This window comes from Ruegeria sp. YTSA135 (genome assembly GCF_059610165.1).
In genome coordinates, this window is record NZ_JBXWNC010000024.1 from 16,894 (window position 1) to 42,882 (window position 25,989).

At 54.5% G+C, this 25,989-nt stretch carries 24 protein-coding genes and 5 pseudogenes; 14 read left to right on the forward strand and 15 right to left on the reverse strand.

The window, feature by feature from the left end; all coding sequences use genetic code 11:
* Window positions 1–11 precede the first annotated feature (11 nt).
* Complete coding sequence (locus AC2FIT_RS20830) at window positions 12–1,064, forward strand: ABC transporter ATP-binding protein (RefSeq protein WP_496832114.1); 1,053 nt, start codon at window positions 12–14, stop codon at window positions 1,062–1,064.
* Window positions 1,065–1,203: 139 nt separating this feature from the next.
* Here the strand turns inward: AC2FIT_RS20830 and tnpC are convergent.
* The 7 genes and pseudogenes from tnpC to AC2FIT_RS20865 form a co-directional block, all read right to left on the reverse strand.
* Window positions 1,204–2,632: pseudogene (tnpC, locus tag AC2FIT_RS20835) on the reverse strand (IS66 family transposase); the annotation flags it as partial.
* 56 nt (window positions 2,633–2,688) lie between these two features.
* Entirely contained in the window at window positions 2,689–4,182 is a 1,494-nt protein-coding gene (locus AC2FIT_RS20840) for a methyl-accepting chemotaxis protein (RefSeq protein WP_496832115.1), read from the reverse strand.
* Window positions 4,183–4,596: 414 nt separating this feature from the next.
* Window positions 4,597–4,827 (reverse strand): annotated as a pseudogene (locus AC2FIT_RS20845) (IS6 family transposase); the annotation flags it as partial.
* A 408-nt stretch (window positions 4,828–5,235) separates the two neighbouring features.
* Window positions 5,236–6,201, reverse strand: coding sequence for an ABC transporter ATP-binding protein (locus AC2FIT_RS20850; RefSeq protein WP_496832117.1), 966 nt, complete (start codon window positions 6,199–6,201; stop codon window positions 5,236–5,238).
* Entirely contained in the window at window positions 6,198–8,084 is a 1,887-nt protein-coding gene (locus tag AC2FIT_RS20855; protein WP_496832119.1) for a dipeptide/oligopeptide/nickel ABC transporter permease/ATP-binding protein, read from the reverse strand. The genes AC2FIT_RS20850 and AC2FIT_RS20855 overlap by 4 nt, the downstream gene beginning before the upstream one ends.
* Window positions 8,081–9,028 carry an ABC transporter permease gene (locus AC2FIT_RS20860; protein ID WP_496832120.1) on the reverse strand — a complete coding sequence of 316 codons (948 nt, stop codon included), beginning with the start codon at window positions 9,026–9,028 and terminating at the stop codon, window positions 8,081–8,083. The genes AC2FIT_RS20855 and AC2FIT_RS20860 overlap by 4 nt, the downstream gene beginning before the upstream one ends.
* Before the next feature lie 53 nt (window positions 9,029–9,081).
* The gene (locus tag AC2FIT_RS20865) at window positions 9,082–10,656 is read right to left on the reverse strand and encodes an ABC transporter substrate-binding protein (RefSeq protein ID WP_496832122.1); all 1,575 of its coding nucleotides are present in this window, start codon (window positions 10,654–10,656) and stop codon (window positions 9,082–9,084) included.
* 89 nt (window positions 10,657–10,745) lie between these two features.
* On the opposite strand from AC2FIT_RS20865, the gene AC2FIT_RS20870 reads away from it, so the two are divergent.
* The gene (locus tag AC2FIT_RS20870) at window positions 10,746–11,426 is read left to right on the forward strand and encodes a DUF1028 domain-containing protein (RefSeq protein ID WP_496832124.1); all 681 of its coding nucleotides are present in this window, start codon (window positions 10,746–10,748) and stop codon (window positions 11,424–11,426) included.
* A 44-nt stretch (window positions 11,427–11,470) separates the two neighbouring features.
* On the opposite strand, the gene AC2FIT_RS20875 is transcribed toward AC2FIT_RS20870, so the two are convergent.
* Window positions 11,471–11,773, reverse strand: a complete 303-nt coding sequence (locus AC2FIT_RS20875; RefSeq protein ID WP_496832126.1) for a glutaminase — start codon at window positions 11,771–11,773, stop codon at window positions 11,471–11,473.
* Between the two features lie 56 nt (window positions 11,774–11,829).
* Complete coding sequence (locus AC2FIT_RS20880) at window positions 11,830–12,591, reverse strand: FadR/GntR family transcriptional regulator (RefSeq protein ID WP_496832128.1); 762 nt, start codon at window positions 12,589–12,591, stop codon at window positions 11,830–11,832.
* Window positions 12,592–12,682: 91 nt separating this feature from the next.
* Between AC2FIT_RS20880 and AC2FIT_RS20885 the strand changes: the two genes are divergently transcribed.
* Complete coding sequence (locus AC2FIT_RS20885) at window positions 12,683–13,906, forward strand: M20 family metallo-hydrolase (protein WP_496832129.1); 1,224 nt, start codon at window positions 12,683–12,685, stop codon at window positions 13,904–13,906.
* Window positions 13,907–14,059: 153 nt separating this feature from the next.
* Here the strand turns inward: AC2FIT_RS20885 and AC2FIT_RS20890 are convergent, their stop codons facing one another.
* A complete protein-coding gene (locus tag AC2FIT_RS20890; protein ID WP_496832131.1) occupies window positions 14,060–14,536 on the reverse strand; it encodes a MarR family winged helix-turn-helix transcriptional regulator in 477 nt (158 codons plus the stop codon).
* A gap of 213 nt (window positions 14,537–14,749) precedes the next feature.
* Between AC2FIT_RS20890 and ectA the strand changes: the two genes are divergently transcribed.
* The 5 genes from ectA (at window position 14,750) to AC2FIT_RS20915 (ending at window position 20,217) form a co-directional block, all read left to right on the forward strand.
* The gene (ectA, locus tag AC2FIT_RS20895) at window positions 14,750–15,280 is read left to right on the forward strand and encodes a diaminobutyrate acetyltransferase (protein ID WP_496832153.1); all 531 of its coding nucleotides are present in this window, start codon (window positions 14,750–14,752) and stop codon (window positions 15,278–15,280) included.
* 63 nt (window positions 15,281–15,343) lie between these two features.
* Complete coding sequence (ectB, locus tag AC2FIT_RS20900; RefSeq protein ID WP_496832133.1) at window positions 15,344–16,633, forward strand: diaminobutyrate--2-oxoglutarate transaminase; 1,290 nt, start codon at window positions 15,344–15,346, stop codon at window positions 16,631–16,633.
* Window positions 16,634–16,637: 4 nt separating this feature from the next.
* The gene (locus AC2FIT_RS20905) at window positions 16,638–17,030 is read left to right on the forward strand and encodes an ectoine synthase (RefSeq protein WP_496832135.1); all 393 of its coding nucleotides are present in this window, start codon (window positions 16,638–16,640) and stop codon (window positions 17,028–17,030) included.
* A gap of 32 nt (window positions 17,031–17,062) precedes the next feature.
* Window positions 17,063–18,499, forward strand: coding sequence for an aspartate kinase (locus AC2FIT_RS20910; RefSeq protein ID WP_496832137.1), 1,437 nt, complete (start codon window positions 17,063–17,065; stop codon window positions 18,497–18,499).
* 344 nt (window positions 18,500–18,843) lie between these two features.
* Window positions 18,844–20,217, forward strand: coding sequence for an aspartate aminotransferase family protein (locus tag AC2FIT_RS20915; protein ID WP_496832138.1), 1,374 nt, complete (start codon window positions 18,844–18,846; stop codon window positions 20,215–20,217).
* Between the two features lie 46 nt (window positions 20,218–20,263).
* Here the strand turns inward: AC2FIT_RS20915 and AC2FIT_RS20920 are convergent, their stop codons facing one another.
* A complete protein-coding gene (locus tag AC2FIT_RS20920; RefSeq protein ID WP_496832140.1) occupies window positions 20,264–20,536 on the reverse strand; it encodes a hypothetical protein in 273 nt (90 codons plus the stop codon).
* Window positions 20,537–20,735: 199 nt separating this feature from the next.
* On the opposite strand from AC2FIT_RS20920, the gene AC2FIT_RS20925 reads away from it, so the two are divergent.
* The 4 genes and pseudogenes from AC2FIT_RS20925 to AC2FIT_RS20940 all read left to right on the forward strand — a co-directional run.
* Complete coding sequence (locus AC2FIT_RS20925; protein ID WP_496832141.1) at window positions 20,736–21,305, forward strand: GNAT family N-acetyltransferase; 570 nt, start codon at window positions 20,736–20,738, stop codon at window positions 21,303–21,305.
* Window positions 21,302–21,538 (forward strand): helix-turn-helix domain-containing protein, encoded by a 237-nt coding sequence (locus AC2FIT_RS20930; protein WP_496832142.1) that lies wholly within the window; start codon window positions 21,302–21,304, stop codon window positions 21,536–21,538. The genes AC2FIT_RS20925 and AC2FIT_RS20930 overlap by 4 nt, the downstream gene beginning before the upstream one ends.
* A gap of 197 nt (window positions 21,539–21,735) precedes the next feature.
* Window positions 21,736–22,041: a helix-turn-helix domain-containing protein gene (locus tag AC2FIT_RS20935; RefSeq protein WP_496832144.1), complete on the forward strand. Its 306-nt coding sequence runs from the start codon at window positions 21,736–21,738 to the stop codon at window positions 22,039–22,041.
* A 129-nt stretch (window positions 22,042–22,170) separates the two neighbouring features.
* Window positions 22,171–22,424: pseudogene (locus AC2FIT_RS20940) on the forward strand (IS6 family transposase); the annotation flags it as partial.
* A gap of 64 nt (window positions 22,425–22,488) precedes the next feature.
* Here AC2FIT_RS20940 and AC2FIT_RS20945 read toward each other — a convergent pair.
* From AC2FIT_RS20945 to AC2FIT_RS20955, 3 genes are all read right to left on the reverse strand, one after another.
* Window positions 22,489–23,028 carry a YcnI family copper-binding membrane protein gene (locus tag AC2FIT_RS20945; RefSeq protein ID WP_496832145.1) on the reverse strand — a complete coding sequence of 180 codons (540 nt, stop codon included), beginning with the start codon at window positions 23,026–23,028 and terminating at the stop codon, window positions 22,489–22,491.
* Between the two features lie 394 nt (window positions 23,029–23,422).
* Window positions 23,423–23,740: a cupredoxin domain-containing protein gene (locus tag AC2FIT_RS20950; protein ID WP_496832147.1), complete on the reverse strand. Its 318-nt coding sequence runs from the start codon at window positions 23,738–23,740 to the stop codon at window positions 23,423–23,425.
* 26 nt (window positions 23,741–23,766) lie between these two features.
* Window positions 23,767–24,291: a DUF4142 domain-containing protein gene (locus AC2FIT_RS20955; protein ID WP_496832149.1), complete on the reverse strand. Its 525-nt coding sequence runs from the start codon at window positions 24,289–24,291 to the stop codon at window positions 23,767–23,769.
* Between the two features lie 159 nt (window positions 24,292–24,450).
* On the opposite strand from AC2FIT_RS20955, the gene AC2FIT_RS20960 reads away from it, so the two are divergent.
* On the forward strand, window positions 24,451–25,383 hold the full coding sequence (locus AC2FIT_RS20960) for an AraC family transcriptional regulator (RefSeq protein ID WP_496832151.1): 933 nt from the start codon (window positions 24,451–24,453) through the stop codon (window positions 25,381–25,383).
* An 84-nt stretch (window positions 25,384–25,467) separates the two neighbouring features.
* On the opposite strand, the pseudogene AC2FIT_RS20965 reads toward AC2FIT_RS20960, so the two are convergent.
* Window positions 25,468–25,731: pseudogene (locus AC2FIT_RS20965) on the reverse strand (DDE-type integrase/transposase/recombinase); the annotation flags it as partial.
* Window positions 25,732–25,888: 157 nt separating this feature from the next.
* Here AC2FIT_RS20965 and AC2FIT_RS20970 point away from each other — a divergent pair.
* A pseudogene (locus AC2FIT_RS20970) lies at window positions 25,889–25,989 on the forward strand (IS110 family transposase); the annotation flags it as partial.

The window sequence follows — 25,989 nt, forward strand, 5'->3', positions numbered from 1 at the left end:
AGGAGAGCAATATGACCAAAGGGTCTGTTCGGTTCGAAAATGTCACTAAACGCTTCGGCGAAGTTACCGCACTGAAGCCGCTTTCTCTGGATATTGCACCGGGTTCGCTGGTGACGTTGCTTGGCCCGTCCGGCTGCGGCAAGACGACAACGCTGCGATTGATCGCCGGATTGGAAAGCGCAAGTTCGGGCAAAATACTGATCGGTGGCAAGGACGTCACACATCTGTCGGCCACTTACCGCGCGGTTTCGATGGTGTTTCAATCCTACGCCCTGTTCCCGCACATGACCGTGCTTGAAAACGTGGCCTATGGCTTGAGCGTGAAACGGACCCCAAAGGCCGAGGCGCGTGAAAAGGCCGAAAACGGGCTTGAGATGGTCGGGTTGAAAGGGTTTGGCGACCGGCTTCCTTCCGAACTGTCGGGCGGTCAACAGCAGCGTGTCGCCGTTGCGCGCGCCATTGTGTTAGAGCCCGAGGTCTTACTGCTGGACGAGCCACTGTCGAACCTTGACGCCAAGCTGCGCCGCCATGTTCGTGAAGAAATTCGCCAGATTCAACAACAGTTGGGCCTGACCGCGGTCTACGTGACGCACGACCAAGAAGAGGCGATGGCGGTGTCGGACCAGATTATCGTTATGAACAATGCCGAGATCGCACAGACAGGCTCCCCTTTCGCCCTGTATGACCGACCTGCGTCCGCGTTCATTGCCGACTTCATTGGCGACGCAAACCTGATTGAAGTTGATGTTATACAGGCCGGGGAAAAAACTCAGGTTTCCTTGCTGGGTGAGAACTTGTTGCTTCCTTTCCACAGCGAAATACAAGGACCAGCAAAGATGGTTCTGCGGCCGCACCACATATCGCTGAGCCGCGATCCCAACCAAGGCGTGATACCTGCCGAGATCAGCTATGCAGCCTGGCTGGGAAACTCGGTTCAGTATACGCTTGCAACACCAGTCGGCCCGCTTTTTGCAATATGCCCACCCCGCGCCGATCCATACCAGTTGGGTGAAACCCTTCGGGTTGGTTTTGCCCCTGAGGACATCCGGCTTGTCCCTGTTTGAAGGACGGAACGAAAGTCATCGCCGTTGGATCAATCCGCGTTGAAGTATTACGAAAGCAACCCGTGGGTTGGTCGTAAATGGTGCTGACGTCAGACACGATGCGCTGAGACGTAAGCGGTGGCTGAAGACCGCTGGGCTTTCAGCTTGGCGGCTTGAAGTTCCACGGGCGCAGGTCGTCGATCTGGTTTTTTGGGTGTCCTGCGGCGACGGCTTCGAGAGCGGCTTTGAGATAGGCGAAGGGTTCGATGCCGTTGATTTTGGTGGTTTCGATCCGAGATGCGATGCGGCCCCCGGGCTTTGCCGCCTTTGTCGTGACCTGAAAACAGTGCATTTTTGCGATTTAGGGCAATCGGGCGGATCAGATTTTCGACCTGGTTGCTGTCTATCTCGACGCGCCCGTCATCGAGGAGTGTTTGTAATCCGTCCAAATGGCGGTGGATATACGCAAATTCTTCACCGAGGCGAGACTTGGCCGAGACGCGCATGCGTTGCGCTTGCAACCACTCGTCGAAGGCGGTGATCAGAGGCGCTGTTTGCGCTTGGAGGGCAGACAGACGCTGGCCGGGGGATGTGCCTCGAATTTCTTTTTCGATGGCGCAGGCCTTCTGCTGCGACCTCGGATTTATCACGGTCGTGGATTTCCTTGAGCTTGCGGCGGGCGTGGGCCCAGAAATGAGCCACAACAATGGGATCGCCGCCCTTGGGTGTAGTGCGGAAAAGGCGATTGTATACTTGGTAACCGTCCAACTGCAGAATGCCATTGAAGCCCGTGAGGAACTTTACCGCATTCCCGCCTCGACGATCAGGAGGCGTAGAAGAACACAACACCGGGCGGATCATCACCACCCCAATGAGGATCATCTCGCGCCAAGGCCCAGACATATCTGGTTTTGGTCTTCTTACGGCCGGGGTGCAGGACTGGTGCGGTTGTCTGATCTATTACCCGGCAGGCGTATGCGAAGCATGCTGCCGGGAGGGCATGAATAGCTCCATGGACGCCCTCAGGTGTTCTGCCAGTCGACACCCACCGGTTCCAGATGGAAGGCGGCTTTGCCGAACCAATCAGCCAAAGTGGTCCGGTGAATTTTGATGCCTGCACGAACCAGGATTTGGGATTGCCTGTGGAGCGGACAGTGATCCGCATATTTTGACACTAACACATGCGCAATGGTGGCTTCGGTCGGCATCCCACCTAGGATCAGGTGCGCCGAAGCGGTTGCTTGGACGTTACCTTCTTCGCAGGAACGGCAGGCATATTTCGGGCGGCGGGTGACGACCACGCGGAACTGGGCGGGAATGACATCAAGCAGCTCGCTGACATCCTCGCCAATCACATGCAGGTCAGAGCCACAACAGCAAACCGTGCTGTCCAGCTCGGTCACCTCGACGATGCGCGGTAAATCTTTGGGCAATGATACCCGGTTGGACTTGCGTGGCATCGAGGTTCGCGTCGGCGTGACAAGCGGATTGGCTTCGCCCTCGGCCTCGACCCGAGCAATCCCGGTTTCGATGTCTTCAAGAGCGCGCTCGAACTGGTCTGGATCAACCTTTTCGGATTTACGGCCATAACCTTGCAACGGAACCGCAGATCAAACCATGTGCAGCGCGGTCCACTGCATACTTTTCAGGGTTTCCCGCCGACAACCTGGAGCTCTGGAGGTCGGGCGTGGTCCTTGGGGGCATCCTCTGCGGTCGCATGCTTTTCTTTTCTGGTGACCTGGAAAGACCCAACAAGCTCAGCGAGCATGCTCACCTCCTGCTGCATTGAGAGAGCTGCAGCCGTTGTCTGCTCGACCATGGCAGCATTTTGCTGGGTAACCTGGTCAAGCTGCACAACACCGGTGTTGATTTCGGAAAGGCCTGTCGATTGCTCCTGAGCGGAACTCGCCACGTCCCCGGTCAGTTCTGATGTCCGATTGATGTCAGCAACCATTCGATCAAGGGCGCTCCCTGTTTCATCGACAAGAGCAACACCGCTTTCGACATGCGCCGAGCTGACATTGATCAGTGTTTTGATTTCATTTGCCGATTCAGTCGTCTTCTGTGCGAGTGACCGCACCTCCGAGGCCACGACCACAAACCCGCGTCCGGATTCTCCAGCACGAGCGGCTTCGACACCTGCATTGAGTGCGAGCAGATTTGTCTGGAAGGCGATATCATCAATCACGCTGATGATCTGGGATATTCTGCTGGATGACTCCTCGATCTCCTGCATCTTCTGGATTGCATTTTTGACCACGTCGCTGCCTTGCTCAGCGTGGATGCGCGTCTCAGAGACGGTCCGGTTGGTTGCCGCTGTCGCTTCCGCTGACGATCGCATGCTTACCGTGATTTCCTCCAAAGCGGCTGCGGTCTCTTCTAGAGTAGCTGCCTGAGATTCGGTGCGCTTGGAAAGATCCTCCGCCGATTGCGCAACCTCATTCGCCATGCCGTGCAGGCTGTTGGCAGTGTCCTGGACCGAGACCATAGTCTCGCGCAGCGTCTGCATGAGCCCGTTAAAGGATTCCCTGACAGGGTTGAACCGCTCGGGGAAGTCGCTGTCCTTAGGGGAGGGAATAGGTGCGGTCATATCCCGTGCAGCCATCCGGCTAATGCCGTCGATAAGATGCCGGAATGCGGCTTCTTGCTCTTCCCTCTCGGCTGCAAAATGCGCATCCAATATGATGTGCGTATCCAGTGCAAAAGCACGGGTCAAAGCGGTCAAAACTGCCGACAGGTTTCTGTATCTCCATGCTCCGCTCAGGCCGCCGTATTTTTTCAGCAACAGCTCCTGGATATGGGAGGCCACGTTCGCATAGCCAGACAGATAAAAGAGAAACGGCAGGCCGATGCTGGGGTGAATCCGACCAATACGATAGGCTGACGCAAAATAGGCCTCGCTGAATTCTCCAGACAGCAGCATCTCCCAGTGCCGCTGCTGCCCTGCCTTGGCTCGTTCCATCAGGGCTTTGTCGGGAAAGAACCGGGCCGTTTCCGGGTCTTCGGTAACTATGGCGTAGAAGTGATCCAGAACCTCCGGCAGCAGGGGAACAATTAATTCCCCGCCCTTGGTCAGGTAGCCTCTCGCCTCGCCATTCAGGCCAAACTTCGAGAGAACTTTTGCGTGTTCGGGTGACATCTTCTTTCCTTCCAAACGTAAAACGCAGTTTCGGCGTTTCGCTCTCGTAAAGCGGAAACGGTAAAAGACTGGTTTCAGATATGGGATTTATTTACTGGGTACTGCCAAATTGTTCTTGCTTCGTCGTTGCGATAACAGCGACCAATGATCGTACCGATTTCCGTGTCTCGCCTATAATGCTTTTGCTTCCTGCATGAGATCATCGCCTAGGCCGTCTGGGTCTATCAGCGATTCAACATGAACGCTTCTGATATCGAAGGCGTTCTTGCCGAGCGCGAGGTCGTTGCAAGTCGTGAAGCAATCCCGCTTCGGGTCAATCGTTTTGGCCGACACTTTGCGGAAAGCATCAAGAGAGATCGGTTTTCGCCTGGGAATAGAAGGCACCTTGTTGAAGTCGTTACTTCAATTTCTGGCGTGAAATTCTGGCTTTGGCGGGCGGTCGATGCAAGCGGCGAAATGGCAGCCAAAACGGTTCGCCCATTTCCGGATCGTCTCCCGGCTGACTTTCACACCCCGTTCGGCGAGCAAATCCTCCACATCGGCCGTGCTGAGAGCGAAACGATGGTAGACCCAGACCGCATAGACGACGATCCCACGCGGGAAGCGGTAACCTTTCAGGCGGGGCATGGTCAAGGGGATGTTCATCGCAAACGCGTAGCCAACAAAAAGAGCCCAAACAAGTTGGCAATCCCAGTCTTACCGATAGCTACTGCTCAACCAAGGAACATTCATCGGGGTGGGAGGCAGAAGGTGCTACCTATGGCGAGCAGTCAATGCGTACGCCCAGAACTTTGGTTTTTGCCTAATCGGCGAGCATGACGCCAAAATGGAACTGCAGGGTGTCAAACCCATCCGCGCTATCACAAACAGCCATTTCCACGACAAATAGCCAGATGTCAAAGGTAACATCACATTCAACCAATAGCTGTGTGGTCAACTTTCAACCAGAAAATCTTTGCAACATAGAGCCAACGCGAAAGTCCCAACTCATCGATTGGCAGGTAAACATTCGAAAAAACCGGTAACACCAACGCCGTACAAATTCGAAGGACTCTATTCCTTTCCCTCAAGCGGGTGGTAGCAGGCTGCCCATACCCCGTCCGTTTGTTGGGCAAGGTGCGGTGCCTTGCGGCCGCATTGTTCGCTGGAATAAAGGCATCTTGCCCTGAAAGCACAGCCCTCGGGCGGGTTCAGGGGGTCGGGCAATTCGGTTTCGCGCCCTTCAGGAGCTGTCAGAGGCCGCCCAACCACCGGCGCACTTTCGGCCAGCAGCTTTGTATAGGGGTGTTTGGGCTTGGAAAAGACGTGATCCGCCGGGCCGATCTCTACCACGGTCCCAAAGTACAGAACGGCGACCCGGTCGCTGACCGCCTCTACTACGGCCAAATCGTGGCTAATGAACAGATAGGTCAAGCCGAATTGCGCTTTTAGATCGGAAAGCAGGTTCAGAACCTGAGCCTGCACTGAAACATCCAACGCAGACACAGGTTCGTCCAGAATGAGAATGCGCGCATCAGCTGCCAATGCTCGGGCGATCCCGATCCGCTGAGCCTGCCCACCGGAGAACTCGTGCGGATAGCGATCAAGGAACTCTTCCCGCAGGTTTACCGCAGCAAAGATTTCGCGAATGCGCTCCAACCGGACTGAAGCGGGCATATCGTGTAGGTGCTTTAGCGGCGCTTCCATGATTTGGCGTATGGTCTTGCGGGGATTAAGGCTACTGATCGGATCCTGGAACACGTATTGGATCTTGCGGCCGAACAAGGCGGGGTCGGCATTATCCAAAGGTTCGCCATTTATTTCGATCATGCCGGAGCTTGGTGCCAGAAGTCCAACCAGCATCCGGGCAAATGTCGATTTACCACAACCCGACTCGCCGACGATACCAAGAGTTTCGCCCTCCTGAACCTCCAAAGACAGCGGCTGAACGGCGTGCACAAGTGCACGTGGGGGACCAAACATGCGTTTGCCGACCGGAAAGACCTTGCTCAGGTTCGTGAGTTTTAGCGCGGTTGTCATTGCCCTACCTCCTGCAGTTGAGTTTCCGGTGCGATGCAGCGCACCAGACTATTCTCTCCGTGCGGGGACAGCTCAATATCGCCCCGTCGACAGGTATTTGCGGCTTTGTGACAACGCTCTGCAAACGCGCATCCCTCGGGTAGTTTATCAACCATCGGAGGAAGCCCTGGGATTGCAGCCAGTTCGCGGCGGCCCTGCCCCAGCTCAGGAACACAGGCCATCAGACCCGAGGTATAGGGGTGGGCCGGTGCGTTCAGGATGGTTTGCGTCGGGCCTTCTTCGACGATCCGGCCCGCATACATGACAGCGACCCGATCACAAAGTTGCGCAACCACACCAAAATCATGAGTGATGAAGATGATCGCCAAGCCCCGTTCACGGCGCAGGTCATCCAGCAAAGAGAGGATTTGCGCCTGAACGGTGACATCCAATGCGGTGGTCGGCTCATCGGCGATGATCACCTCGGGATCATTGGCAAGCGCCATCGCAATCCCCACGCGTTGCCGCATACCTCCGGACAATTCATGAGGGTAAGAGTCTACGCGCTGTTCGGCATTGGGTATTCGCACGGATTTAAGCAACTCGATGGAATGGGCGCGGGCTTTGGTTTTGTCAATGTAATGATGCGCGCGAACAGCCTCAATCAGTTGGTCGCCGACCGTGTACAAAGGATGCAGCGTGGCGAGCGGATCTTGAAAGATATAGGCAATTCTGTCACCTCTGAGCGAGCGCAGTTTTTCATAGGGTGCGCCTATCAGATCTTCACCTTTGTAGTGCACCGCGCCGCCGGTGATAATGCCAGGAGGCGAGGCGACGAGCCCCATGATACTGAGCGCGGTAACGGATTTGCCCGAGCCGCTTTCACCGATCACGCCGAGGCATTCGCCGGGATTGACCCGCAAATCAACACCGCCAACGGCTTTGTAGATACGGTCTTTGACATGGAACTGGGTTTTCAGGTCGCGCAGAGCCAGCAACGTGTCGTCTGTCGCCTTGGGGATTGGACCCGATCTTTTTACCATTGTTGTCGGCATCGGGCGTGACAGGGCACCAGATTTCAGACGCGGATCCAACGCATCGCGCACCCCATCCCCCAGCAGGTTGATAGCCATGACGATGATCAGGATCATCGCGCCGGGAACGATAGATGTGTGTGGGTTGGTGATCAGGGCCGAACGGGCCTCGCCCAACATGGAGCCAAGGTCGGCCTGCGGGGGCTGCGAGCCAAGACCTAGAAAGCTGAGGCCAGCAGTCTCAAGGATCATCCAGCCAATGGTGGTCGATACGGCGATCACGATCACCGGGATCACATTGGGAAGTACTTCGCTTAGAATGATGCGCGCATCGCTCATGCCCGAGAGCCGTGCGGCATCCACAAACTCTTTGTGTGCGATGCCAACGGTGATACCGCGGATGTTTCGGGCAAAGAACGGGATATTAACTGCGGCGACAGCAATCAGCGCGTTCAGGAGCCCCGGACCAAGTGCTGCCACAATAGCCAGCGCCAGCAAAATATAGGGGAAGGCCATCAGCATATCGACGCCGCGCATAATGACATTGTCCGTCCGTCCGCCATAAAAGCCCGCGATAATGCCGATTGCCGCACCGAACGTGGCGGCCAGAATTGCGGCTGCAAAACCAACCGCGAGGGAAAGTCGCGTGCCCCAAAGCAAACGGCTCAGCAGATCGCGGCCCAGATGGTCGGTACCCAGAATCGCGCCTTCGGAAAACGGTTTCTTGAAGCGATTTGCCGTGTCGGTCACATCCGGATCGGCAAGCGGAAGGAGTGGTGTGATAAGTGCTAGCAGAACAACCAGCCCCATCACGACAAGGCCACCGAGGGCAAGCCGGTTGCGCGCCAAGAGCAAAAGGAAATTCTTCATGTCTTGATCCTCGGGTCCAGCATGCTCTGGGCAACGTCGACAGCGATGTTGAACAGCACGTAACAGGCCGCGACAAAAACGACCCCACCCTGAACAAGCAAAATGTCGCGTTTCAGGATGGCGTCGACAAGCATGCGCCCGACACCGGGCCACTGGAACACCATTTCGATGTAGACTGCACCGGACAGGACAAATCCGGCCTGAACCCCGAGAACCGGAATGATACTGACCATGGCGGCGCGCAGGGCATGGCGCCAGATCACCGACCGCTCATGCACACCCTTGGCTCGGGCGGTCCGGATAAAATCCTGCCGCAAAACCTCAAGCATGGCCGAGCGTGACAGGCGCGCGATGACGCCAGTTGCAACGACAGCGAGCGCTAAGGCGGGCAGAGTGAGATGACTGATTAGCGCTGAAAGGTCGCGCGCGCCGTAAACAGGCCACATGCCCGACACCGGAAACCAGCGCAGTTTCACCGCGAAGACGAGGATCATCATCATCCCAAGAAAGAATGATGGAATGGATATTCCCAACAAAACAGCAAAGGTAATGGTCTTGTCGGCCGCACCGTATTGGCGTGCCGCCGAAATGACGCCCGCAGCGATCCCAAACAGCGAGCACAGAACAAAGGCAGTGCCGGCGAGGACCAAGGTTGCCCCGAACCGGTCGAGGACTTCATCCAGAACATCACGATTGAGGGAGAAGCTGCGCCCGAAGTCACCCTGCAGCATATTGCCGAGCCAAATAAAATATCGCTGAACCATGGGCTTATCCAATCCAAGGTCGCGGTTTAGCTTCTCAACATTTTCTGGCGTCGCGTAAGAGCCGAGGATCGCCGTGGCAGGATCGCCGGGAATCATCGCCATGATCACGAATACGATGATGGAAATTCCCAACAGAACCGGGATCGCTGAAATCAGCCGTTTTAGGATATACCCTGCCATGTCCCCTCCCAGAGCGGTGCAGCCGCAGAGTGAGTGCGGCTGCATCCTTGGTGTTAGTTTTTGATGACGTCGTCCAGCAGCAGGAAGAAGGACGGTTGCAAGGAAAAGTTCTCGATCCGATCAGACGTTACCGCGTTCTGCTTCCAGTTGGCGACGAACACCCAGGGCGCGTCTTCCTGAACGATGGTTTGCATCTCCTGGTACAGGCGTGCGCGTTCAGCCTGTTCGGTTGCCGCGCGGGCAGCTTCCAACAACTCGTCAACCTTGGGATTGGAATAATAGCCCGAATTGAACCCACCCTGATCCGGCCATGCGCTTGTGCGCAACGCCAAGAATGGCAGGGTGTCAGGGTCGTTGGTCATCCAGGCCATCTGGGCCATGTCCGCCTTGCCCTCAAGGCCAGGGTTCACCTCTCCTAGGAAGGTATTCCACTCATAGGTCTCGATTTTCACATCCAGGCCAACAGCATTCAAATCAGCCTGAATGGCGGTGCCCATGGCAATCGGATCCAACATGCCAGAGCCACCCTCGGTAACATAGAAAGTCAGTTCAGACCCTTCGGCCCCTGCTTCGGCGATCAATTCGCGCGCTTTGTCAGGATCGTATGGATAGGGCTCGAGGTTCTCGTTGTAGGCCCATGCAAAGGCAGGCGGGGTTGGACCTGCTGCAACTTCGGCCGTACCTTCGAGAACATCGTTCACGATGGCTTCTTTATTGATGGCGTAGTTGGCCGCCTGCCGCACCCGTACGTCAGCAAAGGGGCCTTCTTTGGCATTCAGGATCAGGAACCAGACATGAGGACCCGCCTGTTCATGAACTGTATAGGCATCACCTTGAAATTCGCTGAGCGCTACTGGCGGAACTTCAACCATAAGGTCGATGCCACCTGCAAGCATTTCGGCGGTGCGTGTATTGGCGTCGCTGATTGGACGGAAGACTACGGCTTGCAATTCCGGCGCGCCGTCCCAGTGATCCGGGTTGGCCTCGACGACTACGGCTTCGTTCGAACGCCATTCGGCAAATTTGAAAGCGCCGGTACCAGAGGGGTTGCGTCCGAAGTCTGCACCATGCTGTTCAACAGCGGACGGAGAGACGATCAAACCCGTCGGATAAGCTAGATTCGACAGGAACGGTGCGTAGGGTGCGTTAAGCGTGAACCTGACGGTCAAGTCGTCCACAACTTCGATATTTTCAATTGCCGAGAAGAAGAAGGAAAGCGGAAAGGGGCCGGTGTCGTGATAGGGGTGGTTTTCGTCCAGCATCCGATCGAAGTTGAATTTGACCGAATCGGCGTTGAAGGCACTGCCGTCATGGAAGGTCACGCCATCGCGCAGCGTGAATGTATAGATAGTTCCGTCTTCGCTGATGTCCCACGAGGTAGCCAGCGAGGGCTCAACCTCGAGCGTCCCGCCCTTGTAGCGCACCAAACCGTCATAGACATTCATCAGAATTCGGAAGTCGTTGACGGCTGTTACGGCCGCTGGATCAAGAGCTTTGGGTTCCGCAATCTGACCGACGATCAGAACTTCAGATGGTGATTGTGCGGATGCACCCAGCGGTGAAAGGGCAAGGGCAGTTGCAGCCCCAGCCGCCAGCATTGCTCGGCGGGTCAATTTCAACAATGTCATGAGCTGTCCTCCCTAACAATTTATCATGAAGAATTGCATTTAGACAAATTATCATGATAAATTCAAGATAAATGTGATAGGACTGTGTGATGACCTTCTCAATTCTAACCTTTGAAGACAAAACAGGCGTTTTTGCTGCCGCTGCAGCGACCGGAAGCCTTTGTGTGGGGGGCTGGGTTTTGCGCGGAGATATCGAATCGGGCCTAGTAGCGTCTCAGGGAACTGCACCCAGCACCTTCTGGCGTGATGACGCCTTGCGGGCCATGTATCAGGGACAGTCTGCCCGGGAGGCGGTTGAGTTAGTAACCACGCCCGATTCAGGGCGCTCATATCGGCAGCTGATCGCAATGGATCGGCAAGGGACTACCCATGGCTTCACCGGCGAGGATAGCGTTGCATTTGCGAGCCACATTACCGAACCTGGATTGGCAGTCGCAGGAAACATGCTGGACGGACCAGATGTGTTAGAGGCGATGAGACACACGGCTCGGGCAGAACAAAGCCCCGTTGATCAAAGAATGTTGCGCGTCCTCGAAGCAGCCCAACAAGCCGGAGGTGACAGCCGAGGGCTCATGTCTGCTGCGTTGCTGGTTCTCGCGCCGGATCACCCTCCCCTGGATCTGCGCATTGATTGCAGTGAAGAGCCGATTTCAGAGTTAAAGACATTGTGGCGACGCGCACGGCAATCACCCTATTTCGATTGGCTGTCCGAAGTTCCCGTGAAGGCGGACAAAACCCGTGCCCCCAACAAGGTTTCATGCGCGCCTTAGAAAACGGCCCGCCCGTTTGACCGTTTTATCAAGGCCGCAGGTCCTCAAAAGTGCTCTGCCTCGGCGTTTACGAATGGGATGCGGGGGCGATCGTATTCAGACTCCCCTAACACGATGGTGTCGAACGATATGCCACAAGGTTCGCGTTTAACACGTTTCCAAAACTGATCGCCGAGCCGACCTAAGGTCACTGCAAGTACGAAGACCTGCGCAGGTGTTGAAATTAAAATGGCGTGTCCGCAGCCAATGCGTTCAGGCAATGGCCATCTGCAAGACATAGATTGCGGGCTATTCCTTGGGGCGCGAGAAGGGTTCGGGGGCGTATTGTGCGAGCGAGCCTCAATCATGCTGACGAACCACTTGGTACTGAAGATAGCGCAGGGCGCGTTCGGTCAAGGGCAAACTATTCTCCTATGAATTGGCGAGTTAGCCGGGCTTCCTGAACATGCATCAGTTCTTCCGCGATACTCATGTGCGACGCCATAATTTCACGTGCCCTGTCCGCTTCGCCGTTGCGCAGTGCTTCGACCAAATGCAGTTGGTGTTCCCGGCCTTTGCGCCAAAGCTCGATATTGGGAAGGTCATAAAGTTTACGGTAGACCGTTAAGTCAGTGAGAATTCGCGCCATGAACCCGATGACGAACCCAAGCAGCCGATTGTCGGCAAATTCCGACAGTCGGGCATGAAAGACCAAGGACGAGATGTGTTGCTCTTTCTCTTCCGCGGCAGAATTTGCCGGTTCGGGATAGCGCTCTGCCAAGCTTTGCAATTCGTCAATCTGCGACGGGCTGAGGTGACCAGCCAGGCTGGCCGCAAGCTCGGGCTCAAGTGCCTTGCGCATCTGATAGATGTCAGCAAGCGACAGTTCCTGAAAGTAAAAATAGTTGGCAAGCAGAGATCGGGCACGCTCTGCCGATACCTCTCCTACGATGCTGCCGCCGCCGGGTCCTGTCTTGGTCACGATCAATCCCTGGGCTTCCAGTATACGAAGCGCCTCGCGCACCGTACCTTTCGAAACACCGAACAATTCGATCATCGCGCTTTCATTTGGCAGCTTGTCCCCGTCCTTCAAATCACGATTGACAACCCACTGTTTGATTTCATCGGCAACTCGAACAGGTCGCGATCTTTTGGGTTTGATCGGTAATGTATCGCCGCCATCCATTCTGCACCTCAAATTTTATCATGATAAAAATATAGACACGTCCATAGTGCATGTGTAGTGGTAAATTTATCATGATAAATAGGGGATAATTGTGACCTGGGGTGAAATTGCTCAGACGCGTTTGTCAGAAATCGCGCGTTGCAGCCTGGAGTCTAACGGCGTCACACGGTTTCCGTTCACTCCAGAGCACGATTCGGCGCTTGGCGTCATACGCGACTGGATGGCGCAGGCAGGGCTGGACTCGCATATGGATGCGGCAGGAACCCTTGTAGGGCGGAAGGAAGGCCCCGCGGGCGCACCAACCTTTCTAATCGGTTCTCATCAGGACTCTGTTCGCGATGGAGGTCGTTATGATGGAATCATGGGTGTGCTTCTAGGATGCCTGGCCTTGGAGAAACTGGCGGCTGAGGGCGTCAACCTACCCTTTGCTGTCGAGGTGCTGGCCTTCGCCGATGAAGAGGGCGTGCGTTTTCCCACTGCGCTGTTAGGGCCACGCGCGCTGGCAGGAACGTTCGACAAATCGGTTCTGGCCATGACCGACGTCAAAGGCGTAACGCTGCGCGCGGCATTGACTGCCTTTGGCGGCGATCCGGACGGGATTGTGACGCTTGCCCGTGATCCAGAGAACACTTTGGGCTATCTGGAGGCCCATATCGAACAGGGGCCGGTACTTGAAACAGTCGATTCACCGCTCGGCATTGTCACGGGCATTTGCGGGATCGAACGCAATACCGTTGTATTTACCGGTGACACAGGACATGCCGGAACCGTACCCATGAGTTCTCGCCGTGATGCCTTGGTGGCCGCTTCGGATTTCATCGCGGCCATCCATGATGCCGCTGGTGATGTCGCCGATCTGCGCGCAACCGTGGGATTCCTGTCTTTGCATCCCAACGTAGTGAACGCGATCCCAAGTAAAGTCGAACTCACGCTAGAAATTCGCGCTCTGCAGGATAGCGTCCGAGAGAACTTCGCCAAGCTTGCACGCTCTCAGGGCAAAGCTATTTCGCAAAAACGCTACGCCGATTTCTCCATGACGCGTACATATGAACAGCCAGCAGTTCCCTGCAACGTTTCGTTGATCGAGTTGCTTGAAACCTCTGCCAATGCGATCTGCCGGGTTGCGCCGCGACTCCCATCCGGAGCGACCCATGATGCCTCGGCCATGGCCGATCTGTGCCCGATCTCAATGCTGTTTGTTCGCTGTAAAGACGGAGTCAGCCACAAGCCGGAAGAATTTGCTACTGGCGACGACATGGATGCAGCAATACGCGCCATAGCAGGGTTTCTAATGGCCCTGTCAGGAACGCGATAATGCGCGAGAAGGTCTAGGCGCTTATGCGCTTTGCGCTTTTGCGGGAGCTTTCGATACCAAGTTCAGTTCCGCCGACATTGCCAACTTGTTTGCCCAACAATCATTCAACGATTCGCCGAAAACAATGTTATTGTTTCGACCAAAGTCATAGAGTCACGAAGGTGTAAGAGATTCACCCGCATCCAGAACAGGAGCCGCGTCGATATCTTCCGCATCCAGCATGGCGGCCACGCGTTCAAGTGACGCGATCAACGCAGCTTGTTCCCAATCTTCCAAGGCATCAAATTTTCGAACGAACCTTTGCTGCAAAGGATCAGGGGCATCTGAAATTGCCTGTTTTCCCTTTTCTGTCACCACAATGTTGGTTCGCCGCCTGTCTGTTTGCGATTTTTCACGCACCACCATGTTCTGTCGAACCAGTTTGTCGACAAGCGAGGTCACTGTTGCTTGTGAAATGCGCATGCGCTGCGAAATTGCCGTTGCAGTGCATTGTCCTGTTTCAGCAATGATCTGCAAGACTCTGAACTGGGCCGCCGTCAATCCTACGGACTGTGCCAGTTCGCGGCCGAACAAGTCCGTTGCCCGTAGTATTCGGCGCAAGGCAACAAGGCTGGTGTCAATCCTATTCATTTTTCGGTTTTGTCAGACAGGGGCGAGAAGATCAACAGAGGAGAATTTTGATTTTTTATTAGATCATCAAAACGAAAATTTCTCCACAACGTCACAAAGACTGGTTAAATTTAGGCCAATTTCGGAAATATGCCTTTTAGTTTGCCATCGACTTGAAAGCATCTGTGACTGATGTTACTTAGTTTTTCAAAGCAAATGGAGACAGTGTTATCAATGCAACATGCACGAGATTTTCCTCGCAAAGCATTTCCCGCTTTAAGGAAGCCCGAAGCCGCAGATGGCCCCCGGGTGTGGGACCTAGTGCGCTCATGCAAACCGCTTGATGAAAACTCCATGTATTGCAACCTGATCCAGTGTGACCACTTCAGGGACACCTGTGTGGTGGCAGAGCTGAATGACGAAGTCGTTGGTTGGATATCTGCCTATATTCTTCCCCACGACCTCGACACTGTGTTTGTCTGGCAGGTGGCTGTGTCTGAAGCGGCGCGGGGAACAGGATTGGGCTCTATTATGCTCAGCTCCCTTTTGCGACGCGATGCTTGCAGAGACATTAAAAGCCTTCAAACCACGATCACGCGCGACAACATGGCCTCATGGGCCTTGTTCCGGAAATTTTCCCAAGCGCGCGGTGCTGTGTTGAAAAGTCAGGCCCATTTCACCCAAACGCAACATTTTTGCGACCGTCAAAGCACGGAATACATGGTCACGATCGACTTGCCGGAAGCAACTAGACTGGCCGCATAAAGAGGTGCCGACTTTATGTGGCGATTACCTGTTTTCAATTACCCAATCCCAAAAGGACTTGATATGCCGACTGATACGTCAGCCGAAATCTCTGTTTTCAAACGTCGCGAATCCAAGGCGCGCAGCTATTGTCGAAACTTCGATACGGTCTTTGCCCATGCGCAGGGTTCGGAATTGACCGATACCAGCGGCAATACCTACATCGACTTTTTGTCGGGCTGTTCGTCCTTGAATTACGGCCACAACGACACGGATATGAAGCTTGCATTGATCGAGCACATCACGTCCGATGGTCTGGCCCATGCGCTTGACCTGCACACCGATGCAAAGGCTGAATTCCTCGAAGTATTCGAGCGCAATATCTTGAAGCCTCGCGGTATGGATCACAAGGTCATGTTTACCGGGCCAACAGGTGCCAACGCGATCGAGGCTGCCTTGAAACTGGCGCGCAAGGTAACCGGCCGGGACAATATAATTGCCTTCACCAACGGGTTTCATGGCGTTACTCTGGGGGCTTTGGCAGCAACCGGTAATTCATACCATCGCTCAGGAGCCGGCACCACGCTGAATGGCGTAACCCGAATGCCCTATGACGGTTTTTTTCCAGGTGATCACGATGCCGCCGATTTCCTGGATGTCATGCTTAAAGACAGGTCCAGCGGAATTGATGCCCCGGCAGCAATCCTGCTTGAAACCGTGCAGGGCGAGGGCGGTCTGAACGCGGCACAGCCAAAATTTGTGAAACGTGTAGCCGAACTTGCCAAGGAACACGGCGCGCTATTGATCATTGACGACATTCAGGCGGGATGCGGTCGAACCGGTGGGTTTTTCTCGTTTGAAGAAATGGGGATTGTCCCGGATATCGTGACGCTTGCGAAATCCGTGTCAGGGTTCGGTCTGCCGATGGCTCTCATGCTGGTGCGCCCGGAACACGACGTATTTGGCCCGGCTGAACACAATGGAACCTTTCGTGGGAACACCCATGCTTTCGTCACGGCCCGTGTTGCAATCGAGAAGTTCTGGTCGGACGCGACGTTTCAGAAAGAGATTAACGCCAAGGCTCTGGTTTTGACCTCGGCTCTGGCCGAGGTGGCAGAAAAGGTTCCGGGTGCGACTTTGAAAGGGCGCGGGATGATGCAGGGCGTTGACGTTCAGTCTGGCGAGTTGGCCGCCGAGATTTGCCGCCGCGCCTTCGAAGATGGGCTGATTATTGAAACATCCGGTAGCGATGATCAAGTGGTCAAGGTTCTGGCCCCATTGACGACACCGGACGAAACCTTCCGAAAAGGTCTTTCTATCCTGATAGACGCATCCCGAAACGCAATGAAAACCTACAAAATGGCGGCGGAGTAGCATCATGATTGTACGCGATTTCAACGACATTATAAAAAACGACCCAGACCGAGTAGTCTCTGACGCAAAATGGTCTTCTGTGCGCATGCTGCTGGCACAAGACGGCATGGGTTTCTCTTTCCATATAACGTTTCTGGAAGAGGGTTCCGAACACACGTTCGAGTACAAGAACCACTTTGAAAGTGTCTACTGCATGCAGGGGTCGGGCTCGATCACAGACGTCGCAACAGGTGAGACGCACTATATCAAGCCCGGCGTCATGTACGCGCTTGATAAGCATGACCGCCACGTCTTGCGTGCCGAAGAAGAGCTGGTCATGGCCTGTGTGTTCAACCCACCCGTCACCGGAGCCGAAGTGCACCGCGAAGACGGCTCATACGCATTGGAAACCTGCTAAAGAGGCCCCGGCCCGCGCCGGGTGAACAATCTGTGACTTTCCCAGAACACACCGTCGAAAAGATCGGCGGAACATCAATGAGTCGCGTCCGCGAGTTGCGCGACACGCTTTTCATCGGTGACCGCAAGGGTGCCGACCTGTATCATCGTGTTTTCGTTGTGTCAGCTTTTGGCGGCATCACCAACTTATTGTTGGAACACAAGAAAACCGGTGAGCCCGGCGTTTACGCACTTTTTGCAAATGACGACAGCGATCATGGCTGGCTTGATGCCCTTTCACGGGTCGCAAAGGCAATGTCCGAAGCGCATGCTGCGGTCTTGGGCAATCAAGGTGATCGCGCCTTGGCTGAGGATTTCGTTCGCGAGCGCATTGAGGGCGCCCGGAGTTGCCTGTTCGACCTGCAACGTTTATGCTCGTACGGGCATTTTCGCCTGTCCAGTCAAATGATGATCGTACGCGAGCTTTTGTCCGGACTGGGCGAAGCACACTCGGCCTTTGTCACCACGCTGATGTTGCAGCGCGCGGGCGTTAATGCACGCTTTGTCGATCTCAGTGGTTGGCGGGATGAAATCGAACGGTCACTTGAGGAACGTATCGCCAGCGGCTTTGGCGATGTCGACCTGTCCTGTGAAATGCCGATTGTCACAGGCTATGCGCAGTGCCGTGAAGGATTAATGCGCGAATACGATCGCGGTTACTCTGAGGTTACGTTTTCCAATATTGCTGCCTATACCAAGGCAAAAGAAGCGATAATTCACAAGGAATTTCACCTGTCTTCCGCCGATCCCGCACTGGTGGGCGAGGCAGCTGTGCGCAAGCTGGGGCATACAAACTATGATGTCGCTGACCAGCTTTCCAACATGGGCATGGAGGCTATTCACCCAAATGCTGCCAAGATCCTCCGCCAGTCAAAGGTTGCTCTGCGCGTGACCAATGCGTTCGATCCGGAAGACCCCGGAACATTGGTTGATGATCAGCCCGCTCAATCCCCGGCCGTCGAGATTATAACGGGTCTGGATGTCGTGGCGCTAGAGTTGTTCGAGCAGGACATGGTGGGGGTAAAAGGTTACGATGCGACAGCGTTGGAAGCATTGCGGAGACACAATGTACGCATTGCTTCGAAGTCTTCGAATGCCAACACGATCACTCATTATGTAGAGGCTTCGTTGAAAACTGTCCGTCGGGTTATTTCAGATTTGGAGAAGTCTTTTCCTTCCGCCGACATTAGCGCGCGCTCCGTAGCCGTCGTTTCTGCAATAGGGCGCGACCTGTCCGGCTTACAGTCTTTCAGTGCGGGTCTGCAAGCGCTGGAAAAGGCGGATATAGACGTGATTGCGGCGCAACAAACGACACGCAATGTGGACATTCAATTCGTTGTTCCGCGCGATGCAGCCAGTGACGCAATCGTTGCGTTGCATGAGGCGCTGATCACCAAGTCTGCAATGATCCAACTTGGCAAGGCCGCATGAACCTCATTACCTAACATCTCAAGATGCGTCGGCAAGGTTGGTCTGCAACCGCACCCACAAAGGCACTACGTGGTATAGGAGTGAATAGTATGCGGAATGATCAGGGCACTAAGCTCGCGATAGGCAACAGGCGGTGGTGCGTGGACGGGCATTGTCAAAGAAGCTTGCCTGGCCACAGATCGCATGGGTTGCACTTGTCCGAAGTCTGAAACATCATCCACTCTTGGTCTTGTGCCCTTCCCAGACCAATGAAGGGCGCGGAGTGTTTGTCACAAGCAATTTTCTCCGAGACTGCTGACCGCCGCAATCGGGTGTAAGTTTGCTGTGACACAAAGGGAAAGCTAATGTTGAAGAATGACCAACTCGACCAGTGGGATCGCGAAAATTTTTTCCACCCTTCGACCCATCTGGCACAGCACGCGCGTGGTGAAAGCCCGAACCGCGTAATTAAGACCGCCAGCGGTGTCTTTATCGAAGACCGTGACGGGAACAAACTGCTGGACGCCTTTGCCGGACTTTATTGTGTGAACGTCGGCTATGGCCGTCAAGAAATTGCCGAGGCCATCGGCGAGCAGGCCAAAGAGTTGGCCTATTACCACGCTTATGTAGGCCACGGCACCGAGGCATCGATCACCTTGTCGAAAATGATCCTCGACCGGGCACCTGCGAACATGTCCAAGGTCTATTTCGGCCTCGGCGGCTCGGACGCGAATGAAACCAACATCAAGCTGATTTGGTATTACAACAACATTCTGGGCCGCCCGGAAAAGAAAAAGATCATCTCGCGTTGGCGTGGTTATCACGGCTCGGGTCTTGTGACGGGTTCGCTGACCGGGCTGGAACTGTTTCACAAGAAATTTGACTTGCCGGTCGAACAGGTGATCCACACCGAGGCTCCTTACTACTATCGCCGTGAAAATCTGGACCAGACCGAAGAGCAATTCGTCGCCCATTGCGCTGCCGAACTGGAAGCTTTGATTGAGCGCGAAGGCGCAGACACGATCGCCGCCTTTATCGGTGAGCCGGTTCTGGGCACAGGCGGCATCGTTCCCCCGCCCGCAGGTTACTGGGAGGCCATTCAGGCGGTGCTGAAGAAACACGACATCATGCTGGTTGCCGATGAAGTCGTCACTGGCTTCGGTCGCCTTGGCACCATGTTCGGCTCTGATCACTACGGGATCGAACCCGATATCATCACCATCGCGAAGGGTCTGACATCGGCTTATGCGCCGCTGTCCGGCTCGATTGTCAGTGACAAGGTTTGGGAAGTGCTGGAACAGGGTACGGATGAATACGGACCAATCGGACATGGCTGGACCTATTCGGCGCACCCCATCGGTGCTGCGGCCGGTGTTGCCAACCTCAAGCTAATTGACGAACTGAATTTGGTCTCAAAAGCGGGTGAAGTGGGCGCCTATCTGAACAAGACCATGGCCGAGGCGTTGACCGATCACGCCCATGTCGGTGATGTCCGTGGCGAAGGGATGCTGTGTGCGGTGGAATTCGCGAAAGACAAGGATAGCCGTACCTTCTTCGACTCAGCCGACAAAATCGGTCCGCAAATCTCGGCCAAGCTATTGGAGCAAAGCAAGGTCATCGCCCGCGCCATGCCGCAAGGTGACATCCTGGGCTTTGCGCCGCCCTTCTGCCTGACCCGCGAAGAGGCCGATCAGGTAGTTGCCGGGACGGTACAGGCGGTAAAAGCCGTTCTCGGATAAGGTGCCAGGAAAGCAAGACGAAAGGGCCGGCCGCGCCGGCCCCTTTTCATTCCGGTTTTTGAAACTCACCTGTCGTCAGATTTGCACCGTCCGGAAGGTCTTTGGTATCGAGCACCCTGGCAACCCGCTCAAGCACGGCTACAATCGTTGATCTTTCTCGTTCTTCCATCTGTCTAAACCCACTCTTGTCGAGGACTTGGGGCATCCTCAACGGATCGACCTCGGTCAGCCCAGCGGATTTCTCCAAATTCGGGCCAGACATCTTGGCGGCACACAGAACTTGGCGCGAGGCGACAAGGTTGATGTCGATACGATGCAAGTATCTACTCTTGGCTCAAAGAGCACGAGATTGTCTAAACCGAGTCGATAGCTCAAATCGAATTGTCCTGAAATTTTATTAGCCTAGCGAAACATAAAGCAAAAGCTATATGGAAAATTTATCAGTTTAAAATTCGCTTTTTTGTCTTTTCTCTTCTCTGTGATAGTTAGCATATCAAAGTTTAATGATGGAGTATTGTATGCAGCATTTTTTGGAATTGTTCGAACAACCATTTCCGGTATTACGTACCCTTTTGCCGCAAGACGGCATGGCGGTAGCTTCGTTGACCGTAAGCGCAGATCAAGAAACTTTCGGAAACTTGCTACGTGAACTCGCGAAATTCGAGGATTACAATAAATTCTCGATCATCGCTGAACTTGATGGGGAAACGGTTGGCGCGATGTTGGCCTATATTCCCCCCTACGACCGGGAAACTCTGTTTATCTGGCAAGTGTATGTATCTGAGAGTGAGGCTGAAAAAGGACTTGCCTCGCTCATGCTGGGGCAGGTGATGCAGCGGGACGTGTGTGCCGATGTAACCCGTGTTCAGACCGTCATTCCATCAAGCGACAAGCGGAACTGGGCGTTGTTTCGTCGGTTTGCAAGGTGGCAACGGTCGCGGATGGATATCCAGCCTTTCATCACCCAAGCGCTGGAGCCTTTTCGCCGCCACGAAAACAGCAATCTTGTGACGATCCGCCTTGGGAGTCGCTCTGAGCGTGCGGCCGGAGCGCCTCTATTTTTTTGCGAAAGTGGGAGTGTGGAATGAACGTAGACACGACCGTATCGAATAAGAATCCGAGCCGTAAAGCAACCGCAACTCTGGGAGACCGGATCTTCGCCGCGCGTGAAGCCGTGGGGTATTCGCAAAAGGAACTTGCCTCAAGGTTGGGCGTTAAGCTGAAGACCGTCCAGAGATGGGACGAAGACCGCACAGAGCCACGTGCAAACAAAGCGCAGATGATGTCCGGCATTCTTGGGTATCTCTGGTTTTGCTTCTAAGCGGTGAGGGAGAAGGTGGTCCTGACCCCGTCGATGCTTCGTTGGCCTCAAAAAACATGCGGGATATCCTAAATGAGCTCAGGAGCCTTCAGGCGGATATCGCACAGGCGACGCGCGGACTGCGCACGGTAGAAAAACACCTGCGCGGCAGAACGTGATTTCTGCGCAATTACGAACTTTAGGCATGACTTACGGTCATGCGTCAAAGGGCAACAAGAAAGGAGCAGATTATGACGGAACCGGACCCCAATCTTTTACCCGCTGACCCGGTGCAAGGCGCTCAAAAAAAGACCAGGTCATTCGCTGAAGCCTCACCTCTTGAGGTGCGCGAAAAGGTCGGCTTAACCATATCGGAAATGGCCGAACTTATCGGGATGACCGAGTTTGGCTATCGGATGTGGGAACAGGAAACACGCCGCCCCGGAGGTCCAGCATATAGGCTGCTCGCTTTGTTGAACGCTCACCCAAAAGAAATGATTTCCCGACTGCAGCAATATTGTTGAGTGCAAAACTCAGCGGTAAGTGCGTACTTCCATTGGTGTTGTCTCAATTGCAGTCAGGATTTCCTGCAGCAGCAGTTCCTCTGGGATTGCAGACTTGCTGCACCCCCTGAGGGCGTCTAGCCGGTGACTATGAATATTCCAGCTGATATGCCGCGCCTGAAAGGCTTCCGTTTCCTACGTGAGATTATCGCTTATGCAGTGTGGGCGTACCGCCGTTTCGCACTTAGCACGGCGGACGTGGAGAACCTGCTTGCCGAGCGAGGCGAATTGTCAGCCGGGAAACCGTCCGCAAATGGGTTAACCGGTTTGGTCGGCATTTCGCCAGATGTGTTAAGCGCGACCGGCATACAGCGGCTGACAGATGGCACCTGGATGAATTCATCGATGCCCCCTACGTCCTAATCCAGGCAAGAGCAACCGAACGGCGGTTAACGTGACAGGGCCCAGTCAGTGGCTGTGGCCCTCATCAGCACTCGCCGGCACAACCAAAACACCTGGTGCCGGAGCTTCCAGGTCATGACCGTCTTGCCCAGCCTCAGGGATTTCGATCCAGTGTCGCTCGCTATTCGCGCATTCCTGGATCGCGGGAATGTAGAGGATTTCGTCTGCAGAAACACGATCGCTGATCCAGGCGCGGAATACGAACTCATCGTAGTAAGCGTTCAGAAGCTCTCCCGACCATATGATTTCCTGCACACCTTCCGAGACGGTACTTCCATAGTATTCGTAGCTGTTCTGGTACTCGCCGATCACTGTTTCAAGTGCCCATCCGGCTTTGACCATCGGCTGCGCCGCGATTAATCCCTCTGGAATTTGTACACGGACGCGCAAGGTTGCCTCGTCTCCGCAGCCATGGGGAATGCGCAGCGTCAGACGCGCGGTTTCCCCCTGCGCAACCTCGGTTTCTGCAAGGGAAACATGCGCATTCGCCTGGGATGCGAATATCAGCAAAGAAGTAATCGCAGTGAGGGAAGTGATTTGTTTCATGGGTTCTGTTTTTGCTTTGCGTTCTGATTCAGTTGGATTTCGAAACGAGGCTGGGACGCCGGGTGTGTCTTACGAGCGGGCCTTTGATCAGGCTGGGTTTTTGAAGATCCTAAGATGTTTCCGGTCGAGAGGAATTCGGCTGTCCTGAGGATGATCTCAAAGTGGCGCCTTGTTTGTGAACAAGCTCGCCTCCCAGCACACCGCCGACAGCGAGGGTCGTAACTGCGATCAAGTCCAACAGCAGCAGCCAAACCGACAGTACATACCACGCGATGCAGCACCGCCTCTGGGGTCTGCTCTGCGCCCAAATCGACATATGCTGCGGGCCACTCAGATGTCTGCTCTTCTTTGTATGCAACTCCCGCCTAAGCATCCGCTGTGCTTTTTTGGCCCGCTACTCGATGATCTCGATCTGACCTTTCATGTGCGGGTGGAAAGCACAAAAATAGGACAACTCCATAGCTTCAAATACCTCGATTGAAGCCGTGTCGTTCCGTTCCAGGGTCTCGGTTTCCCACCCAAACTCATCAGCGGTTGCCGTGTGAGGAGCAATGTCCTTGTTCGTCCATCGTATGGTATCGCCAATGCGTACGTGGACCACGGCAGGAAGATACTCGAATGATCGAATCTCAACTTCGTGCACCACCGGCGTTTCGGCCATAAGAAGCTGCGGAATCGGAGCGGCTGCTACTGCAGCCGCTCCAACAATCACGCCCCTGCGTGTTGGTAAATCCCGCTTCACTGCAGCGATTTAACCATCATTTCGGCGTGACCTTCATGGGCCTTGAATATTTCAAGGCCCTGCTCGAACAGCGCCTTTACTTCGGCATTGTCGATATTCGGGATCATCGTGTTCTCGACCAGATCGTTCACCGCTTTGTGATAGGCGAGTTCGTTGGCTGCATATGCCGCGTCAAACTCTGCGCCGCGCAGTTTTACGAAACCATCAATAATCTCGTCTGCATTTGCATTAAGCTTCTGGCTGAATGCATTGTCTTGTGCCGATGCACCAAGCTTGTCGAGAAGGCCCAATGCGGCTTCGTTTACCGCTGTATGGTCGCGGATCATTGTATTTGCAAACTCATGGATGTCGGGGTTGTTCGATAGGGCGAGCGCCAGATACGCGTAGCGAATATCGATGTTATCAGCCGTGTAGGCGATATGTGCGTATTCAAGATCACTCATGTCAGCAACATCCTTTGCGGACGCCTGAACACCTGCCATGGACAGAGCGATTGCAACCGTGGTCAGTAGTTTTTTCATGCCGGAATTTCCTTTGGATTGTCGATACCGTATGAGTACCCACAGGATTTGATGTGTTTGAATGCGCGAACGTTCCAAATGTCATGCAGATAGTTCAGACCTCTGTACAAGTTCGTTGAGACCTCTGTACACGTTCGCTTTGTGCCGTATGGTTTTACCATGCTTGATCTTCTGAGTGACATCCTGACCAGTCTTTCCATGCGCGGAACGATCTATTTTCGCACATCATTCACAAGGCCGTGGGGCGTCGCAGTTCCAAGCTATGGAAACGTCGCGAGATTTCACTTCGCGCATCGCGGCAACTGTCTTATTCGCGTCGATGGTGTCGATGAACCCATCGGTCTAGCGCAAGGGGATTTGGTTATCATCCCCCACGGCACGGCTCACGTTCTATACTGCGGTCAAGATCCTAAAAACACGATCCTGCCGCTCGATACGGTTCTCGAAGCCTCAGGCTTCAATGGCTCAGGGGTGCTCGTCTATGGCGGTGAAGAGCCGCAAAGTGAAACACAGGTTATTTGTGGTCATTTTGACTTTGATCCCCACGCGCGGCACATCCTGATGGAACGGCTACCTTCTTTTATTCATCTCAAGAACTACGGTGAAAGCGCAGGGCGCTGGATGGAAGCAACATTGCGGATCATCGGTGAAGAAACCGGTGGGCAAAATTTGGGTGGCGATTTAATAGCTCTGAAAATGTCCGAAGCAATATTAGCGCAAGCCATCAGAACTTTCATTGAAGGAAGTGACGCTTTGGAGCGAGGGTTGGGCGCTTTTGCGGACAAAAACCTCTGTCGCGCGCTGGATGCCTTTCACAAGGCCCCAGCCAACAGTTGGACAGTCGAAACACTTGCACAAGTCGCAGGTATGTCCCGGACGAGTTTTGCTGTTCAGTTTCAAAAAGCAATGGATATGACGCCGATAGATTACGTCACCAAGTGGCGCATGGAAATTGCTAAGAAAGTTCTTCTATCATCAGGGTCATCGCTGACGGATGCGGCCGAAAGTGCAGGCTATGCGTCTGATTCAGCGTTTGCTCGCATGTTCAAAAAAGAGACGAAAATGTCGCCGGCGGAGTTTCGGCAGCTTTAATCCACCGACAGTTCGGTGATTCAAAAGATCTGCGGTGTTGTCACGTTAACTCGCGATCCACATAGAAATCCTGGTTTTCGGATTTCAAATGGCTTGAGTGGCAGGGTTCCAAGCGTCTAATGCCTCGAGACGGTGATATTTGATTGTTAAGGCGGAGCGGCCGAGAGCCGGGACGCTAAAGCAATTGCGGATTACTGAGTGGGTAGCCAGGAACCTTCGCAACCCTGGTGGAGAGCGATAGCCTGGCATCGCCCTTTCCCGGCTTCGGAAAGGGAGATGAATGTTTTCAGCTCGATTGTTGGGGCCTTTGTGCGACCAATGATCCAAACCCGGCGCGACCTCTCGCTTAAGTACTGTTTGCGTGTGGCGCGGCGGATGTCGTTTACAACTTTCTCACCGTGGCTCTGCTTGGTTCCGGGTTTCTTCCTCATCTTATGGAATGGACGCCCCTTGCACCGACGCCGATAGTTTTCGGCAGACGTGGCAAGCAGAAGGAGTTCACAGAATGCAGTTACTTGCGATTGACTTGGGCAAACAGTCGTTTCACATCCACGGGATCACCGATCAGGGCGAGGTGATCTCGAAGAAGGTGACCAGATCAAAACT